Here is an 18056-nt window from a genome sequence, read left to right on the forward strand (position 1 = left end):
AATTTAAGTTGGAGGGAAAACGTGAGCGAAGTTATCCGAGGTGTTTAAAAGCGTCTAAAAATCGATATCCAGTGGCGAAAAGTAAATATGCCGTTCACCTTAAGTGAACGGCATTAAGCTATAAGCTGGTTGATTTATAGAATTGGTGCCCGGAGACGGACTTGAACCGTCACGACCAGAATACGATGCGGGGATTTTACTTCACAGAGTTAGATAACAAACTCAAATTTCAGGCATAAAAAAACCAGCAATAGCTGGTTGATTTATAGAATTGGTGCCCGGAGACCCGCTTGAACCGTCACGACCAGAATGCGATGCGGGGATTTGACTTCACAGAGTTAGATAACAAACTTAAATTTCAGGCATAAAAAAACCAGCTATAAGCTGGTTGATTTATAGAATTGGTGCCCGGAGACGGACTTGAACCGTCACGACCATAAGTCGAGGGATTTTAAATCCCTTGTGTCTACCGATTTCACCACCCGGGCAAATTCTATAATGGAGGCGGAACCCGGAGTCGAACCGAGGTGGATGGATTTGCAATCCACTGCATGGCCACTCTGCCATTCCGCCAAAAACATTTGGAGCGTTACACGAGACTCGAACTCGTGACCCCAACCTTGGCAAGGTTGTGCTCTACCAACTGAGCTAGTAACGCATCACTATGTTTATCTTAAAAAGAAGTAGTAAACTATTTCCCCTCTCGATGTGTGCGCATTCTAATGATTCTTTACCATGAGTCAATACTTATCATCGACTTTTTTACTTCTTTTAACTTGTTCGACGTTTTTTTAGACGAAGCGTTTAGATATTCTACAATCTAGCTCGCATCGCCCTTGCTTAATAATGGCCACGCTGCTTTTAGATAAACAACCATCGACCATAGAGTTAATCCTGTTGCTAAATACAAGAAAGTAAATCCAACCCACTCCATTTCTATTGAGTATTGCCAAATCAATAAAAATAAAGCAAACATCTGAGCAAATGTTTTAATTTTACCAATAGATGAAACAGCAACACTTGCTCGTTCACCTAATTCAGCCATCCATTCACGTAAAGCTGAAATAATAATTTCACGGCAAATCATCACCATTGCTGGAATGGTTATCCAAATAACCGCGTAATGCTCAACAATCATCACCAAAGAAACGGCAACCATTATTTTATCAGCTACGGGGTCTAAAAAGGCACCAAAAGCAGTTTGTTGATTTAAACGTCTTGCTAGATATCCATCCAATAAATCGGTTACCCCAGCCAACCAAAATATAAATGCAGCAATTACAGCTGACCATTGCATCGGTAAATAAAATACAACGACAAAGATCGGTATTAATAGAATTCGAAAACCAGTTAATATATTGGGAATGTTAAGCATTAAAATATCCTTTAAGGTAAGCCTGCTTATTTTTGCATTTTATGCTTTACTTTTGCAAATGCTTAACGCATAAAAAGGCAATTAAAGTCAAGAATCTAACTATTATTATTCAATACTTAATAAAAGCCTAAATAGGATTAGAAATTTAATGCTTCATGAATCGTTTCAGCTCAGCTTTTACTAATTCCATTGAGCTTCATTAACTCGTCAATGCTTGCTGATTTAACACCTTGTAAACCACCAAAGTGATTCAATAGCATTTGTCGTCGTTTGGCCCCAACACCTGCGATACCTTCTAGTGTGCTAGTGCGACGAACTTTGTCTCTTTGTTGACTGTTTTCACATAGTCCCATAATGGCGAAGCGATGTGATTCATATCAGGCTTTCTAGATTAGAAATTTAATGCTTCATGAATCGTTTCAGCTAAGCTTTTACTAATTCCATTGAGCTTCATTAACTCGTCAATACTTGCAGATTTCACACCTTGTAAACCACCAAAGTGATTCAATAGCATTTGTCGTCGTTTGGCCCCAACACCTGCGATACCTTCTAGTGTGCTAGTGCGACGAACTTTGTCTCTTTGTTGACTGTTTTCACATAGTCCCATAATGGCGAAGCGATGTGATTCATCTCAGGCTTTCTAGATTAGAAATTTAACGCTTCATGAATCGTTTCAGCTAAGCTTTTACTAATTCCATTGAGCTTCATTAACTCGTCAATACTTGCAGATTTCACACCTTGTAAACCACCAAAGTGATTCAATAGCATTTGTCGTCGTTTGGCCCCAACACCTGCGATACCTTCTAATGTGCTAGTGCGACGAACTTTATCTCTTTGTTGTCGGTGCCCCATGATCGCAAATCGATGTGATTCATCTCGAATCTGTTGAATCAGATGCAAAGCAGGAGAATGACTATCTATCTCTAATATTTCATGGCTATCTGCCAATATTAACGTCTCTAAACCTGCTTTACGTGTTACCCCTTTGGCGATACCAATTAATAAAGGGTACTTATGTGGGAAGTTATGTTCAAGAGAACTAATAATAGTTTCAGCTTGGCTTAATTGCCCTAATCCACCATCAATAAAAATAATATCGGGTGTTGTTTCAGGCGTCTGCTGATCTTTAAAACGACGCGCTAATACTTGCCCCATAGCAGCATAATCATCTCCGGGAGTGATCCCTGTAATATTAAAACGACGATAATCTGATTTTTTAGCACCTTCGCGATTAAACACAACACAGGAAGCCACTGTTTTTTCGCCCATCATATGCGAGATGTCATAACACTCCATACGTAAAATTGGTTGAGTTAATTCCAGCTTTTCTTCGAGTAAGGTATAACGTTGTAAAATTGATTTTTGCTGACTTAAATGAGTACTCAACGCCACATTAGCATTGGTTTTAGCAAGCTTAGTGAAGCGTAACCTTTCCCCACGCATGACAATTTTAAGCTTAGTTTTATAACCACTGTGCTCTGAGAATAACTCTTCAAATATTTCTCTATCTGCAAAATCATCGGTTAATAATATTTCACGCGGGATAGCTCGTCCATTTTGCCCTGAAAGATAGAACTGGCTCAAGAAACTACTTAACACTTCTTCTTCAGAGCTATTCTTAGGAACTTTAGGGAAATAATTACGGCTACCTAATACTCGGCCTTGACGAATAAACAGCATGTGGATACTGGCAACACCATGCTCATAGGCAAAACCAAGCACATCTAATTGCTCAACTTCACCACTTACCCATTGTTGCTCTTGTACTTTTTTGAGCGATTGAATTTGATCGCGTCGTACCGCGGCTTTTTCAAATTCTAACGTATTACTCGCCACTTCCATCTCTGTGACTAATTGTTCAATAACCGCTTGGCTTTTACCCTGTAGAAACTCAGTGGCTAATTCAACCTGATGTTTATATTCTTGCTCTGGCATGGCATCAACACAAGGCCCTAAACAGCGCTTTAATTGATACTGCAAACAAGGTCTTGAACGGTTTTTATAATAACTATCTTCACACTGACGAATAGGAAAAAGCTTTTGCATTAAATGCAAACTTTCGCGTACTGCGCCACCGCTTGGATATGGGCCAAAATAAGTACCTTTACGTTTTTTATTTTGCGAACGCACTAAGGTTAATTGAGGATGTTTATGATCGCTTAAAAATAGATACGGATAAGACTTATCATCTCTTAATAATACATTGTATTTGGGCTTATGCTGCTTGATAAAATTATGTTCAAGGATCAAAGCTTCGGTTTCAGTATGAGTGATTGTCACTTCAATACGAACAATATGGCTGACTAGTGCAAGGGTTTTAGGATGTTTTTGAGTCAAACTAAAATAACTACTCAAACGTTTTTTAAGATTTTTCGCTTTGCCGATATAGATGATTTCATCTTGATCGTTAAACATGCGATAAACGCCAGGCTCGGTAGTGACTGTTTTTAAAAAAGATTCGTGATCAAATTTAGTCATAGGATAAATAAAGTGATTAAGTTAAAGAGTACAAAATAAAATGGCACCGCTAGGTGCCATCAAGTGTTGAAACACAGCCTTTGTTAAAGCGTATCTGCGTCCAACATACCATAGCGGATAGCAAGATGGGTTAATTCAACATCACCATGAACACCTAACTTATCAAATAAACGATAACGGTAGCTATTAATAGTTTTCGGACTTAAATTAAGTTGCTCTGAAATATCAACAACACGTTGCCCTTTAGTTATCATGATCATGATTTGTAACTCACGTTCAGATAACACGCTAAATGGATCTTCGTTACTTGGCGATAATTGTGACAACGCCATCTGTTGCGCAATTTCAGGTGTTAAATAACGTTGCCCTGAATGCACCACTCGAATCGCTTTTAATACTTCTTCAGGGGCAGCAGCTTTACTTAAATAACCAGCAGCGCCTGCTTGCATCACTTTTGCTGGAAACGGATTCTCAGTATGCATAGTTAACATAATGATTTTAATATCTTCCTTGCTGCGTAGAATTTTATTCATTGCATCAAGCCCGCCAATACCTGGCATATTGATATCCATTAAAATCACATCTGGGTCGTTATTTCGACACCACTTAACAGCTTCTTCTCCACTTTCAGCTACGCCTATTACTTTCATGCCTCGAACATCATCAATGATACGGCTTATCCCTGTACGAACTAGTTCATGGTCATCGACCAGTAGGATATTTATCACTAAACTTCTCCGTATGAGTTTATATACTCACAAAATTAAACAGGTAAATTAATGTAGCGCATTATCTTACCTACTCTACAGAATCTCGCATATATAAAATATATGATGTTCTGAGCCAGTTAACAGTTATCAAGACAATTATTCTAATTGATATCGTTCAAAATGTATTAATAAAGCTTATAAAAAAGGCCACATTAAGTGGCCTATAGTAACATGCTACAAATGAGCTCGATCCTATAAATTATTTATATAGATAAATAATTCAATCTGAATCAACTATTTGCTTATATCATCAAAAAAAGTTTTCAAGCTATTCAAAAAACCTTCTGATTTAGGCTTATGCTTTTTACTGCTGCTTGAACATAATGAGGCTTCAAACTCTTTTAATAGCTCACGTTGTTTGCTTGAAAGTTTAACAGGTGTTTCCACTGTGACTTTACACATCAAGTCACCTGTTGAATGACTACGTACTGACTTAACACCTTTACCACGCATACGGAACATACGTCCTGTTTGAGTTTCTGCAGGTATTTTAAGTTTTACTCGACCATCTAAAGTAGGTACTTCAATTTCCCCACCTAAAGCCGCTTCAGTAAAACTAATTGGCACTTCACAGTATAAGTCATTACCATCACGTTCAAATACATCATGTGGACGAACATTCATTTGTACGTACAAGTCACCCGCAGGAGCACCGTGCTCACCCGCTTCACCTTCGCCGCTTAAACGGATACGGTCGCCAGTATCAACACCAGCAGGGATTTTAACTGATAATGTTTTGCTACGCTCGTAACGTCCTTCACCATGACATTTGTTACATGGGTCAGTAATGATTTTACCTTTACCGCGACAAGTAGGACAGGTTTGGTTAACAGCAAAGAAACCTTGACGTATCTGTACTTGGCCTTGACCATGACAGGTACCACATGTTTTAGAGTCAGTGCCTTTTTTCGCGCCTGAACCATTACATTGCTCACAGTGCACTAAGGTTGGGATTTCAATTTCTTTAGAAATACCTTTGACGGCTTCTTCTAATGTTAATTCCATATTGTAGCGTAGGTCAGATCCTTGTTGCGGACGTTGAGCTCCACCTCGGCCACGACCACCACCAAAAATATCACCGAAGATATCGTCAAAACCACCGCCGCCGAAACCACCACCGCCGCTATGGCCTTGTTGGTTAACACCATCATGACCATATTGATCAAACGCAGCTCTTTTATGAGGATCGTTAAGAATTTCGTAAGCTTCTTTTACTTCCTTAAACTTTTCTTCTAACGCATCATCCCCTTTAGTACGGTCTGGATGGTATTTCATCGCTAGGCGCTTATAAGCTTTTTTAATTTCTTTTTCTGTTGCGTCTCGGCTTACACCAAGTACTTCATAACAATCACGTTTAGACATGGTTATTTCTCAAATCTCTGTTTATTGAAAACAAACACGCGGATTATAGATAAATCCATAACCCGCGAGTTGAAACGATATAACTTATTTAGGGGTTACCTAATTATTTTTTCTCGTCTTTTACTTCTTCAAACTCAGCATCAACGATGTCATCGTCTTGCTTCGCATCAGCTTCTGGTTGCGCTTCACCGGCTTCGCCAGCTTGTGCTTTTTGTTGAGCAATTTCCATTAGCTTTTGTGATACTTCAGCAAGCGCTTGCGTTTTCGCTTCGATTGCTTCTTTATCTTCACCTTTAGTTGCTTCTTCAAGTTCAGCTAAAGCCGCTTCGATTTTTTCTTTCTCATCAGCAGGAAGTGCATCACCCGCTTCTTCGATTTGTTTCTTAGTACCGTGAATCATTGCATCAGCTTGGTTACGTGCAGTTACAACTTCTTCAAAGGCTTTATCGGCTTCTGCGTTTGCTTCAGCGTCATTTACCATTTTTTCAATCTCTTCGTCTGATAGACCTGAGCTTGATTTGATCGTGATTTTTTGTTCTTGGTTAGTATCTTTATCTTTCGCAGATACATGCAAGATACCATCAGCATCCATATCGAATGTCACTTCGATTTGTGGCGTACCACGAGTTGCTGCACGAATACCTTCAAGGTTAAATTGACCAAGAGATTTGTTATCACTTGCACGTTTACGCTCACCTTGAAGAATGTGAATAGTTACCGCACTTTGGTTATCTTCAGCTGTTGAGAATGTTTGCGATTGCTTAGTTGGAATCGTTGTATTTTTCTCGATAACTTTAGTTAACACGCCACCCATTGTTTCAATACCCATTGATAACGGCGTAACGTCTAATAATAGAACGTCAGTTTTGTCACCAGAAAGTACAGCACCTTGGATCGCAGCACCCATTGCAACCGCTTCATCAGGGTTAACATCTTTACGAGCAGCTTTACCAAAGAATTCAGCAACAGCAGCTTGAACTAGAGGCATACGAGTTTGACCACCAACTAGGATAACGTCATCGATATCACCAACAGAAAGGTCAGCATCTTTTAGTGCAAGACGTAATGGCTCAAGTGTAGCTTTAACCATATCTTCAACTAAAGACTCTAATTTAGAACGAGTGACTTTGATATTTAAATGTTTAGGACCTGAAGCATCTGCCGTGATGTACGGTAAGTTGATTTCAGTTTGTTGTGCAGAAGAAAGCTCGATTTTTGCTTTTTCAGCCGCTTCTTTAACACGTTGCATAGCTAGTGGATCGTTTGTTAAATCAAAGTTTTGATCTTTCTTGAACTCACTTACTAAGAAGTTAATTAAACGGTTATCGAAATCTTCACCACCTAAGTGTGTATCACCATTTGTAGACAATACTTCAAATGTTTTTTCGCCATCTACATCATCAATTTCAATGATTGAAATATCGAATGTACCACCACCTAAATCGTAAACAGCAACCGTGCTGTCGCCTTTAGAATTGTTAACACCGTAAGCAAATGCAGCAGCTGTTGGCTCATTGATGATACGTTTAACATCAAGACCTGCGATACGGCCAGCATCTTTAGTTGCTTGACGTTGTGCATCATTAAAGTAAGCAGGAACAGTAATAACCGCACCAGATACTTTCTCACCTAAGTAATCTTCAGCTGTTTTCTTCATTTTTTTCAAAACTTCAGCAGAGATTTGTGGAGCAGCCATTTTATTGCCGCGAGCTTCAACCCATGCATCGCCATTATCAGCTTTTACGATTTTGTATGGCATGATTTTAATATCACGCTGTACTTCTTCGTCTTCAAAACGACGACCGATAAGACGTTTAATACCAAATAGAGTATTTTGTGGGTTAGTTACAGCTTGGCGTTTAGCTGGTTGACCAACTAAGATTTCACCATCTTCTGCATAAGCAATGATTGAAGGAGTTGTACGTTCACCTTCTGCGTTTTCAATGATTTTAGCTACATCACCATCCAGTACAGAAACACATGAATTTGTAGTACCTAAATCAATACCGATAATTTTACCCATTTTAACTCTCTCCACACTTGTTAATAGTTGTTACTTGTTTAGTTAACTGCACATATTTGCAGTATCTGTTTGATACTTTTATATATAGGGGGGTATTTTTTTGTTTCAAGGGCAAGCAGCAAAAAAAACCATTTTTTTTCATTTATTTCTCAGCAATAAAGCAAAAATTAACCACCACCCATAAAAAAAGGCACCGAAGCACCTTTTTTATACATTCTAATGCTATTTATTCAGCGGCTTTAGAGACCACAACCATTGCTGGACGGATCACTTGTCCGCCATTTAGCTCATAACCTTTTTGCATAACAGCAACTACTTGGTTAGCTGGAACACCTTCAACAACTTGCATACTCATTGCTTGGTGTTTTTCAGGGTTAAGTGCTTCACCCATTGGGTCAATCTGTTGGATACCAATGCTTGAAATTGCTTTTAATAACTCAGTTAATGTCATTTCAACACCGTCAACCATAGGTTTTAGTGTTTCATTTTCTTTATCTGCATGTTGAATTGCTAATTCTAAATGGTCAACAACAGGTGTTAATGCATTAGCAAAGGTTCTTAATACAGATTTACGACGGTTTTCAGCATCGATACCCGCTTTACGAATTTCGTTTTGAGCAAAAGCTTGCGCACGTATCACTTGGTCTTTTTGCTCTTTAATGGTTTCTTCAGCTTCAGCTAATTTTTTAGTTAAATCAGCAACGATATCAGCCTGCTCAGTTTTTTCAGTTTCCGCTTCCTGTGTTGCTGATTCTGCAGCGACTTCTTCAGCAACCACTTCTGCTTCAACATGTTGTTCAACAGACTCTTCACCTAAAACAGTTTCAATTGCTTCTTCAACAGTCTTTTTTTGTTCTTCGCTCATTACTTTATCCTATCTAATATGACTATGATGATTTATATAGGGTGTATTATGGGGATCGTAATAATAGTTTCAAGTTGTTAATAAAAACATTTATACAATGTATACTCAAAATTATCGCATTTTTAGCTAATAGGCATTTTATGAGTCTGGATAGTACGCAACAAGGTCAATTTAAAACCATTGGTTTAATTGGCAAACCACAGCATAGTGAAGCATTACAAACACTCACAAGTTTGTACCACTTCTTAAAAGCACGAGGACACATAATCGTTGTTGATAACCGTCTCACTAATGATTTAAATCTACCTAAATCAAAATATGATGATTTAGTCGGTATTGGTCAAAAATGTGATTTAGCCATTGTCGTAGGTGGTGATGGATACATGCTAGGTGCTGCACGAGTCCTTGCTCGCTTTGATATTTCAGTTATTGGCGTAAATAGAGGTAATTTAGGTTTTTTAACGGATTTAGATCCAGAAAACTTTGAACAACCGCTAACAGAAGTATTAGAAGGAAAATACCAAACTGAAAACCGTTTTTTATTAGAAGCACAAGTACATAGTCATGGGCATATGAAAAGTAGCAGTACTGCGGTTAATGAAGCTGTATTACATCCAGATAAAATTGCACATATGATTGAGTTTGAAGTTTACGTTAACGATAACTTTATGTTGAATCAACGAGCAGATGGCTTGATCCTATCAACACCGACAGGCTCTACTGCTTATTCATTATCTGGCGGAGGTCCAATTTTAACGCCAAACTTAGATGCCATTAGTTTATTGCCTATGTTTCCGCATACATTAAATAGCCGCCCTATTGTTATTGATGCCAATAGTACAGTGCGTTTAAAAACATCACGTAGCAATGTCACTGAAATGCAAATAAGTTGCGATAGCCATGTTAATTTATCAGTACTACCGGGCGATGAAGTTATTATTAAAAAAACCAATCACCAATTAAAACTATTGCATCCGCTTAATTATAATTATTTCCATGTTTTACATAATAAATTTGGTTGGGGTAATAAACTTTTTTAATTTGAAGCACTGACTACGGGTTTTATTTTAACTTCTATTATTAACAAAAAAATAAGTCATAAAACTATTTTGTATAAAAACGAAACAAAACTTTACTGTTTAAAAAAACAGTACTAAACTGTGTATTCAAACAGTAGTTTTTGATCGTTATTATAACTTGATTGTTATTATAAATAGAGGATGTCCTTTTATGTTAAGCCAATTAACTGTTCAGCACTTTGCAATCGTTAAGTTTTTAGAACTTGATTTTAACCAAGGTATGACCACGATCACCGGAGAAACGGGGGCGGGTAAATCAATCGCAATTGATGCACTTGGCCTTTGTTTAGGTAATCGAGCGGATCTAAGTATGATCCGACAAGGAGCAGATAAAGCGGAAGTAAGCGCTCGTTTTAACCTCAGCGATACACCTAAAGCTCTAGAGTGGTTGAGAAATAACGATCTTGAAAATAGTTTAAGTGACAACCCTAATGAATGCCTATTACGCCGTATCATTACCACTGAAGGTCGTTCACGTGCTTATATTAATTCAACACCCGTTCCGTCTTCGCAATTAAAAAGCTTGGGCCAGTTATTAGTGAACATTCACGGTCAACACGCTCATCAAAGCCTATTACGCAATGATACACAGCTGGCAATTATAGATGATTACGCAAGCCATCAGCCTTTATTACAAAAAGTAAAAGATACTTATCAAGGCTGTCATTTCCTTAAAAAACAATTGCAACAACAACAGTTAAGCCAACAAGAAAAACAAGCTAGAAAACAATTACTTGAATATCAGATCGTAGAGTTGGATGAATTTGCATTAGGCGAAGATGAATTTGCTGAAATAGAAGCTGAACACAAAAAATTGGCTAACAGTGGTGCACTATTAGAAAGTACACAAGTAAGTTTAAATCTACTATCCGATGGTGAAGAAGTCGATGCATTGAGCCTACTTCAAAAAAGCATCACATTATTAGAAACACAAGTTCAGCACGATGAACAACTAGCAAATATTGTGGAATCGCTACAAGTCGCTGTCATTCAAATTGAGGAAGCTGGATATGAACTTCGTCAATACACAGAGAAATTAGAATTAGATCCTGAACAGTTCCAACAACTAGAAGAACGATTAAGCCAAGCCTTAACGCTCGCTAGAAAACACCAAGTACAGCCTGAAATGCTTTATGCTTTCCACCAAAAATTAAGTAAAGAATACCAACAACTTAATAATAGCGAAGTACAAATAGAACAATTAACAACAGAGCTAGAAAATGCGCAGGAAGATTACGCTAAACACGCTAAAAAATTAAGTCAAAGCCGCAAGCGTTATGCCAAAGAATTAAGTGAAAAAATAACTAAAAGTATTCAAAAATTGAATATGGAAGATGGTCGATTTGAAGTTGCGTTAACACAAAATGAAACAACTAATTTAAGCCCATTAGGAATCGATAATATTGAATTCCAAGTGGCAGCAAACGCGGGGCAAGGATTACAAAACCTAGGAAAAGTCGCTTCAGGTGGTGAACTATCGCGTATTAGCTTAGCGATTCAAGTTATTATTAGCCAACGCGTTTCTACGCCAACACTTATTTTTGATGAAGTCGATGTTGGTATCAGTGGTGCAACAGCTGCCGTAGTCGGTAACCTATTACGTCAATTGGGTGAAAGCACACAAATACTCTGTGTAACACATTTACCGCAAGTGGCCGGAAATGGGCATCAACATATGATAGTGAACAAAGAGAGTGATGGGAAAACAACCAATACTAATATGCAGCTGTTAAACAATAAACAACGCGTAGAAGAATTAGCAAGGTTACTGGGCGGCGATAGTATTACTGAACACACACTCGCCAATGCACAAGATCTTTTGATTAAATAATAATAGAGCCTACCAAAACTAATGGTAATGTTTAACACAGTCGAACTAAGCTTGTTAAGCATTACTATTAATGAGTTTAATGCTTAATTGTTAACTAATTGTCATGACAGTATTATTGGTTTTGCATTGATACATTCCCCCTTTTCACTTTGCTACGTCTATTCTTATCGATGAATTAGATATTTTTTACCTACAAGCAAAGCTATCAATAAAATAGTTTGTTATATTAACGTCACTTTTATTGAATGGTTTCGAAAATGAAAAATATCATCACCTTATTATTTGTATTTATGCTTTCAGGATGTAGTGTATTTTCTGAACCAGAGCCTGAATTAGCCCCTGAAGGGATCAGTTTAACCTGGGAAACACATCAACAAAGCATCGCTACACTTTCAAAATGGTCTATTAGTGCTAAGTTAGCCATCTTTTTAAAAGATGAAAGGGAGACTGCAAATCTTTATTGGGAACAAAATCAAGACAACTATAATATTCAACTAACCTCTTTTATTGGCACCCGCATCCTAAGCATTAAGAAAAACAAAGATGGTGTAGAAATTATTAATAATGATGGTGATACATTTACTGGCAATAATGCAGAACAATTAATCCAAGAGATCTCACCCGGTTTAAATTTACCAATATCAGCTTTACAACAATGGATAAAAGGTAATCCTATTAATGCATCCTATACGCTTAATGAACAACAACGAGTGAGCACATTATTAGGTGAGAATTTAGATAGCAGTGCTTGGCAAATCAAATATCAACAGTATCAATATTTTTCAGGTATTGCTTTACCACGTAAACTTGATTTAAAGCGTGATAATCTGCGTTTGAAAATAGCGATTAATCAATGGCAAATAGATAAACAATAAAAGACTTATTTTATTATGCATGCAGACACTATACGCTGGCCGGCACCAGCTAAATTAAATCTTTTTTTATACATCACAGGACAGCGTGCCGACGGTTATCATGAGCTACAAACGCTGTTTCAATTTATTGATCGATGTGATTACCTCACCATTACAGCCAATACAAGCAACCATATTACAATTTCGCCTGAACTGGCTGATGTTGCATTAGAAAATAATCTTATCTATAAAGCTGCTATGTTATTAAAAGCTCATACAAACTGTACTTTGGGTGCGCATATAGTATTAGAAAAGAATTTACCTATGGGTGGTGGATTAGGTGGTGGCTCTTCAGATGCGGCAACGACTTTAGTCGCTTTAAACTATCATTGGGATCTAAATCTAAGTGAACAAACCTTATCTGAGCTAGGAGTTAGCTTAGGTGCAGACGTCCCTATTTTTATTTATGGTAAGGCGGCCATTGCAGAAGGTGTAGGTGAAAAATTAACAGCAGTGACTCCAACAGAATCTCACTATTTGATCGCCACGCCAAATTGTCATATTTCGACGCCAGCTGTATTTAAAAATCCAGATTTAAAAAGAGACACAAAAAAGCAATCACATCATGAACTTATGACCAATAAATGGACAAATGATTGTGAACCCTGCGTTAAAAAACATTATCCTGAGGTTGCTAATACCATCGACTGGTTGCTAGAATACGCCCCGACTCGGATGACAGGAACTGGCGCATGTATTTTTAGTACATTTGAACAGCCTCATCAAGCTGAGTTATTAGCCCAAAAAACGCCAACATGGTTAGCTTGCTTCACGGCACAAGGCTTAAATAATTCACCTCTACGTGAATTAATATCTACAAAAAATAATACTTAATTAGCTGATATTTCAACTAATTACACATGTTAATAATTTAATATTATTAGCCAAATCAACAGGATTACAGAGGTCCTCAAAGTGCCAAACATGAAACTATTTTCAGGTAACGCAACACCAGATCTAGCTCAAAAAATCGCTGATCGTCTTTTCATCAAATTAGGAAGCGCAGATGTAGGCCGTTTTAGTGATGGCGAAATCCACGTTCAAATTAATGAGAACGTACGTGGTGATGATATTTTCATCGTTCAATCTACTTGTGCTCCAACCAATGATAACTTGATGGAATTGATCGTAATGATTGACGCACTTCGTCGTGCTTCTGCTGGTCGTATTACAGCAGTAATTCCATACTTTGGTTATGCTCGTCAAGATCGTCGAGTTCGTTCAAGCCGTGTTCCAATTACAGCAAAAGTAGTTGCAGATTTCCTTTCTAACGTAGGTGTTGACCGCGTAATGACTGTGGATTTACATGCAGAACAAATTCAAGGTTTCTTTGATGTTCCTGTTGATAACGTATTCGGTAGCTCTGTGCTGTTAGAAGATATGTTAGAAAAGAAATTAGAAAACCCAATGATCGTATCACCTGACATCGGTGGTGTTGTACGTGCACGAGCACATGCAAAATTACTAGATGATGCAGACTTAGCAATCATTGATAAACGTCGTCCAAAAGCAAATGTAGCTCAAGTAATGCATTTGATTGGTGATGTTGAAGGCCGTCACTGTATTATCGTTGATGATATGATCGATACGGGTGGTACTTTATGTCAAGCAGCAGCAGCATTAAAAGATCGTGGTGCATTATCTGTTTACGCATATGCAACACACGCCGTATTCTCTGGTTCAGCGGTTGATAACATTAAAAACTCTGTAATCGACGAATTCATTGTAACGGATTCAATTCCATTAACAGATGAAATCATCGCAACAGGTAAAGTAAAACAACTTACTTTAAGCGGAATGTTAGCTGAAGCGATTCGTCGCGTTAGTAATGAAGAATCAATCTCTGCAATGTTTCATTACTAAAATGAACTAAAATCTAACGAGATAACAACCGTTATTCCGTTTGTCATTTTTAAAAACGCTTATTTTCTATAAATAGGCGTTTTTTTTTGCATTTAAATTGTACAAAAATGTTTACTGCGTTATTATGGCGCGCCTTTTTTATACACCCTCTTTAGGGGAGAGGCGGTTATCGCTGGTCGCAAACGATAATCTATTTTAATTTGAAAGAACATTTTGTTTTTTCAACAATGGAGTTTTACCATGTCAATCAAATTAGTAGCTACAAGCCGTACAGATTTAGGGAAAGGTGCGAGCCGCCGCCTACGTCACACAGACCAAACACCTGGTGTTGTATACGGTGCAGGAAAAGATCCTGTTTCTCTAACTTTCGAACACAAAGAATTAATGAAAGTTGAAAACGTTGAAGCATTTTACTCTTCAGTATTAGACCTAGAAATCGATGGCAAATCTGAGCAAGTATTACTTAAAGATATCCAACGTCACGCGTTTAAAGAGCGTATTCAACATTTAGACCTTTTACGTGTTGATGCTAAACAAAAACTACAAACAACTGTACCGTTCCACTTCCTAAACGAAGAAACTTCAGTTGGCGTTAAAAATGGCGGTATCATCGGTCACTTAACTAACGAAATCGAAGTATCTTGTCTACCTGCAGCATTACCAGCATTTATCGAAGTTGATATGGCTGATGTTGAAGTTGGTCAAACAGTTCATCTTTCTGATATCAAACTACCTAAAGGTGTTGAATCAGTTGAACTTAGCAAAGGCGAAGAGCACGACTTACCAGTTGTAGCTATCTCAGCTAAGAAATCAGCAACAGCTGAAGAAGAAGAAGTAGAAGCAACTGAAACTCCAGAAGCTGACGCTGCTGAGTAATCGTGTCAACTACGATTAAATTGCTTGTGGGCCTGGCTAATCCAGGCCCCGAATATGCAAATACTCGACACAATGCCGGACAATGGTACCTACAACAACTCGCCTCTCAAGAAAATATTCAGCTAAAACCTGAAGCAAAATTTTTTGGTCTAACCGGACGCATTCAATTTGCTGGTAATGACATTCGATTATTAGTTCCAACTACCTTCATGAATCTTAGTGGCAAAGCTGTTTTAGCAATGGCAAAATTCTACCAAATTAAACCAGAAGAAATTCTAGTCGCACACGATGAATTAGATATTCCACCAGGCGTGGCAAAATTTAAACTCGGTGGCGGACATGGTGGACATAATGGCTTGCGTGATATCATTTCAAGACTAGGCAATAATAAAAATTTCTACCGTTTACGTATTGGTATCGGCCATCCAGGCGATAAAAGTCGCGTTAGCGGTTATGTACTTGGTAAAGCAACGAGTACAGAACAAAATCTGATCGAGCAAAGTATCGATGAAGCAGCACGTTGTACACATATTCTAGGTGTCGACGGGATAGAAAAAGCGATGAATCGCTTACATAGCTTCAAAGCACAATAACAGTTAAATAATAGGAAAAAATCATGGGTTTTAAATGTGGTATTGTTGGTTTACCCAACGTAGGAAAATCAACCCTTTTTAATGCACTTACTAAAGCTGGCATTGAAGCGGCTAACTTCCCTTTTTGTACGATCGAGCCAAATACTGGTATCGTTCCTGTACCAGATCCACGTTTAGATCAACTTGCTGCGATTGTAAATCCGCAAAAAGTATTACCAACAACTATGGAATTTGTTGATATTGCCGGATTAGTTGAAGGCGCATCAAAAGGTGAAGGTTTAGGTAATAAATTCCTAGCAAACATTCGTGAAACAGATGCAATTGGTCATGTTGTACGTTGTTTCCAAGATGATAATATCGTTCACGTGGCAGGTAAAATTGATCCACAAGAAGATATTGATATCATCAATACTGAATTAGCACTTTCTGATTTAGAAAGCTGTGATCGCGCTATTTTACGCTTAACTAAAAAAGCAAAAGGCGGCGATAAAGATGCTAAGTTTGAATTACCTATTCTAGAGCGTATTAAAGCGCACTTAGAAGACGACGGAATGGTACGTGGCTTAGACTTCGAAAAAGAAGAGCTTGCTGCGATTGATTACCTGAGCTTCTTAACATTAAAACCAACTATGTATATTGCTAACGTAGCTGAAGATGGTTTTGAAGATAACCCATTCTTAGACAAAGTACGTGAAATAGCAGAAAAAGAAGGCGCTGTGGTTGTACCTGTTTGTGCTTCAATTGAATCTGAAATCGCAGAATTAGACGATGAAGATAAAGCTGAATTCTTAGAAGGTATTGGCCAAGATGAGCCAGGTTTAAATCGCGTTATTTACAGTGGTTATAAACTATTACACCTACAAACTTACTTTACAGCAGGTGTAAAAGAAGTACGTGCATGGACAGTACCAATTGGTGCAACAGCACCACAGGCAGCCGGTAAAATCCATACAGACTTTGAACGTGGTTTTATCCGAGCTGAAATTGTCAGTTTTGATGACTTTGTTGCTTGTAAAGGCGAAGCTGGCGCAAAAGAAGCTGGTAAATGGCGTTTAGAAGGTAAATCGTACATTACACAGGATGGTGATGTTATTCACTTCCGCTTTAACGTATAGCATTAAACGCTTTTAACGTTTGGCGACAAAATCAATAATGGCAACTTAGGTTGCCATTTTTTATGCCTGATTCAAAACTCAAAACAACCTATTGATTTTTAATTATTTAACTAACAATACGTTAATTAATCATTACAAATTTTAATCTCTATTCCCTGCTCAGAAAACAAAGAAAGTAATTTAGGATCTGATGAAGAATCAGTAATCAAATAGTCGATTTTATTTGCGCCACAAACCTTGTGTGTAGACATTTTACCTAACTTTAAATAAGAAGCTAAGGTTACGACTTGCTCTGATTGTTCGATAATAGTCGCTAATGTTTCTGCTTCATCAATATGATTAATGCTCAAGCCTTGGCTAGGATGTAATGCACATACACCTAAGAAACAAGTATCAAAATGTATTTTCCGTAACATCGCATTGGTGGTTGCACCTAATGCCATCACAGACGGTTTAAATATTTTTCCACCCAATAAAATCAATTCGATATTATTATGATGAATTAACTTAGTCGCCACTAATGGGCTTGGTGTGACCACAGTAAAATTGAAATGTGTTGGTAAGTTCATCGCCAACTGTAAACAAGTGGTTCCAGAATCGATAAGGATTGTCTGCCCTTCTTCAATTAGAGGAATTGCCGCTAAAGCCACGCGCTCTTTTAACGGATCAATTTCTTCATGACGCTGTCTATATTCTTTATTCTCATGCTGGAGAGGTAATGCCCCACCATGTACTCGACGTAACTTCTTTTGCTCATCAAGCACTTTAAGATCTCGTCGAACGGTATCCTCCGAGACACCTAGCTGCAAGCTTAATTCAGTAGCATAAACACGACCAAATTGGCTTAGTAAATCAAGGATCCTACTGTGTCTTTCCTGTTGTAACATAATATTTCCTGCAGCTTTTTCTTAA

16 protein-coding genes, 3 tRNA genes and 1 pseudogene are annotated in these 18056 nt (G+C 37.9%); 8 read left to right on the top strand and 12 right to left on the bottom strand.

All coding sequences use genetic code 11. The annotated features are described in order from the left end of the window. Positions 1-402: 402 nt before the first annotated feature. From E2R67_RS14680 to grpE, 11 genes and pseudogenes are all read right to left on the bottom strand, one after another. Positions 403-488, bottom strand: a tRNA-Leu gene (locus E2R67_RS14680). An 11-nt stretch (positions 489-499) separates the two neighbouring features. After that, positions 500-573: transfer RNA gene (locus E2R67_RS14685), tRNA-Cys, on the bottom strand. Between the two features lie 9 nt (positions 574-582). After that, a tRNA-Gly gene (locus E2R67_RS14690) sits at positions 583-658 on the bottom strand. A gap of 162 nt (positions 659-820) precedes the next feature. Beyond that, positions 821-1375, bottom strand: coding sequence for a CDP-diacylglycerol--glycerol-3-phosphate 3-phosphatidyltransferase (gene pgsA, locus E2R67_RS14695; protein ID WP_134291707.1), 555 nt, complete (start codon positions 1373-1375; stop codon positions 821-823). Positions 1376-1545: 170 nt separating this feature from the next. Next, the gene (locus tag E2R67_RS14700) at positions 1546-1728 is read right to left on the bottom strand and encodes a helix-hairpin-helix domain-containing protein (RefSeq protein ID WP_445177049.1); all 183 of its coding nucleotides are present in this window, start codon (positions 1726-1728) and stop codon (positions 1546-1548) included. 38 nt (positions 1729-1766) lie between these two features. Further along, positions 1767-2006: pseudogene (locus E2R67_RS14705) on the bottom strand (helix-hairpin-helix domain-containing protein); the annotation flags it as partial. Between the two features lie 14 nt (positions 2007-2020). Continuing rightward, a complete protein-coding gene (uvrC, locus tag E2R67_RS14710) occupies positions 2021-3853 on the bottom strand; it encodes an excinuclease ABC subunit UvrC (protein ID WP_134291709.1) in 1833 nt (610 codons plus the stop codon). Between the two features lie 83 nt (positions 3854-3936). Continuing rightward, positions 3937-4581 (bottom strand): UvrY/SirA/GacA family response regulator transcription factor, encoded by a 645-nt coding sequence (uvrY, locus tag E2R67_RS14715; protein WP_134291710.1) that lies wholly within the window; start codon positions 4579-4581, stop codon positions 3937-3939. 276 nt (positions 4582-4857) lie between these two features. Then, positions 4858-5985 carry a molecular chaperone DnaJ gene (gene dnaJ, locus E2R67_RS14720; protein ID WP_134291711.1) on the bottom strand — a complete coding sequence of 376 codons (1128 nt, stop codon included), beginning with the start codon at positions 5983-5985 and terminating at the stop codon, positions 4858-4860. 103 nt (positions 5986-6088) lie between these two features. Then, a complete protein-coding gene (gene dnaK, locus E2R67_RS14725; protein WP_134291712.1) occupies positions 6089-8008 on the bottom strand; it encodes a molecular chaperone DnaK in 1920 nt (639 codons plus the stop codon). 226 nt (positions 8009-8234) lie between these two features. Next, entirely contained in the window at positions 8235-8873 is a 639-nt protein-coding gene (grpE, locus tag E2R67_RS14730) for a nucleotide exchange factor GrpE (protein WP_134291713.1), read from the bottom strand. Positions 8874-9013: 140 nt separating this feature from the next. Here grpE and nadK point away from each other — a divergent pair, with 140 nt between their 5' ends. The 8 genes from nadK to ychF all read left to right on the top strand — a co-directional run bounded on the left by nadK (position 9014) and on the right by ychF (position 17144). After that, entirely contained in the window at positions 9014-9913 is a 900-nt protein-coding gene (gene nadK / locus E2R67_RS14735) for an NAD(+) kinase (protein WP_134291714.1), read from the top strand. A 190-nt stretch (positions 9914-10103) separates the two neighbouring features. Next, entirely contained in the window at positions 10104-11783 is a 1680-nt protein-coding gene (gene recN / locus E2R67_RS14740; RefSeq protein ID WP_134291715.1) for a DNA repair protein RecN, read from the top strand. 257 nt (positions 11784-12040) lie between these two features. Further along, on the top strand, positions 12041-12658 hold the full coding sequence (lolB, locus tag E2R67_RS14745) for a lipoprotein insertase outer membrane protein LolB (RefSeq protein ID WP_166739402.1): 618 nt from the start codon (positions 12041-12043) through the stop codon (positions 12656-12658). Between the two features lie 15 nt (positions 12659-12673). Then, positions 12674-13531 (top strand): 4-(cytidine 5'-diphospho)-2-C-methyl-D-erythritol kinase, encoded by an 858-nt coding sequence (gene ispE / locus E2R67_RS14750; protein WP_134291717.1) that lies wholly within the window; start codon positions 12674-12676, stop codon positions 13529-13531. A gap of 81 nt (positions 13532-13612) precedes the next feature. After that, complete coding sequence (locus E2R67_RS14755) at positions 13613-14560, top strand: ribose-phosphate pyrophosphokinase (RefSeq protein WP_134291718.1); 948 nt, start codon at positions 13613-13615, stop codon at positions 14558-14560. A 240-nt stretch (positions 14561-14800) separates the two neighbouring features. Beyond that, on the top strand, positions 14801-15436 hold the full coding sequence (locus E2R67_RS14760; RefSeq protein WP_134291719.1) for a 50S ribosomal protein L25/general stress protein Ctc: 636 nt from the start codon (positions 14801-14803) through the stop codon (positions 15434-15436). Positions 15437-15438: 2 nt separating this feature from the next. Beyond that, entirely contained in the window at positions 15439-16029 is a 591-nt protein-coding gene (pth, locus tag E2R67_RS14765; RefSeq protein ID WP_134291720.1) for an aminoacyl-tRNA hydrolase, read from the top strand. A 23-nt stretch (positions 16030-16052) separates the two neighbouring features. Next, a complete protein-coding gene (gene ychF / locus E2R67_RS14770) occupies positions 16053-17144 on the top strand; it encodes a redox-regulated ATPase YchF (protein WP_134291721.1) in 1092 nt (363 codons plus the stop codon). A 125-nt stretch (positions 17145-17269) separates the two neighbouring features. Here ychF and E2R67_RS14775 read toward each other — a convergent pair whose 3' ends face one another. Beyond that, positions 17270-18031, bottom strand: coding sequence for a DeoR/GlpR family DNA-binding transcription regulator (locus tag E2R67_RS14775; protein WP_134291722.1), 762 nt, complete (start codon positions 18029-18031; stop codon positions 17270-17272). Between the last annotated feature and the right edge of the window lie 25 nt (positions 18032-18056).

The sequence above is a fragment of the Psychromonas algicola genome (assembly GCF_004378355.1).
In the GTDB taxonomy this organism is placed as follows: Bacteria; Pseudomonadota; Gammaproteobacteria; order Enterobacterales; family Psychromonadaceae; genus Psychromonas.

Excerpts from the sequence above, each read along its gene's own strand:
- pgsA (WP_134291707.1), bottom strand. The coding sequence starts at position 1,375 with ATGCTTAACATTCCCAATATATTAACTGGTTTTCGAATTCTATTAATA.
- E2R67_RS14700 (WP_445177049.1), bottom strand. The coding sequence starts at position 1,728 with ATGGGACTATGTGAAAACAGTCAACAAAGAGACAAAGTTCGTCGCACT.
- uvrC (WP_134291709.1), bottom strand. The coding sequence starts at position 3,853 with ATGACTAAATTTGATCACGAATCTTTTTTAAAAACAGTCACTACCGAG.
- dnaJ (WP_134291711.1), bottom strand. The coding sequence starts at position 5,985 with ATGTCTAAACGTGATTGTTATGAAGTACTTGGTGTAAGCCGAGACGCA.
- dnaK (WP_134291712.1), bottom strand. The coding sequence starts at position 8,008 with ATGGGTAAAATTATCGGTATTGATTTAGGTACTACAAATTCATGTGTT.
- grpE (WP_134291713.1), bottom strand. The coding sequence starts at position 8,873 with ATGAGCGAAGAACAAAAAAAGACTGTTGAAGAAGCAATTGAAACTGTT.
- nadK (WP_134291714.1), top strand. The coding sequence starts at position 9,014 with ATGAGTCTGGATAGTACGCAACAAGGTCAATTTAAAACCATTGGTTTA.
- recN (WP_134291715.1), top strand. The coding sequence starts at position 10,104 with ATGTTAAGCCAATTAACTGTTCAGCACTTTGCAATCGTTAAGTTTTTA.
- lolB (WP_166739402.1), top strand. The coding sequence starts at position 12,041 with ATGAAAAATATCATCACCTTATTATTTGTATTTATGCTTTCAGGATGT.
- ispE (WP_134291717.1), top strand. The coding sequence starts at position 12,674 with ATGCATGCAGACACTATACGCTGGCCGGCACCAGCTAAATTAAATCTT.
- E2R67_RS14760 (WP_134291719.1), top strand. The coding sequence starts at position 14,801 with ATGTCAATCAAATTAGTAGCTACAAGCCGTACAGATTTAGGGAAAGGT.
- ychF (WP_134291721.1), top strand. The coding sequence starts at position 16,053 with ATGGGTTTTAAATGTGGTATTGTTGGTTTACCCAACGTAGGAAAATCA.
- E2R67_RS14775 (WP_134291722.1), bottom strand. The coding sequence starts at position 18,031 with ATGTTACAACAGGAAAGACACAGTAGGATCCTTGATTTACTAAGCCAA.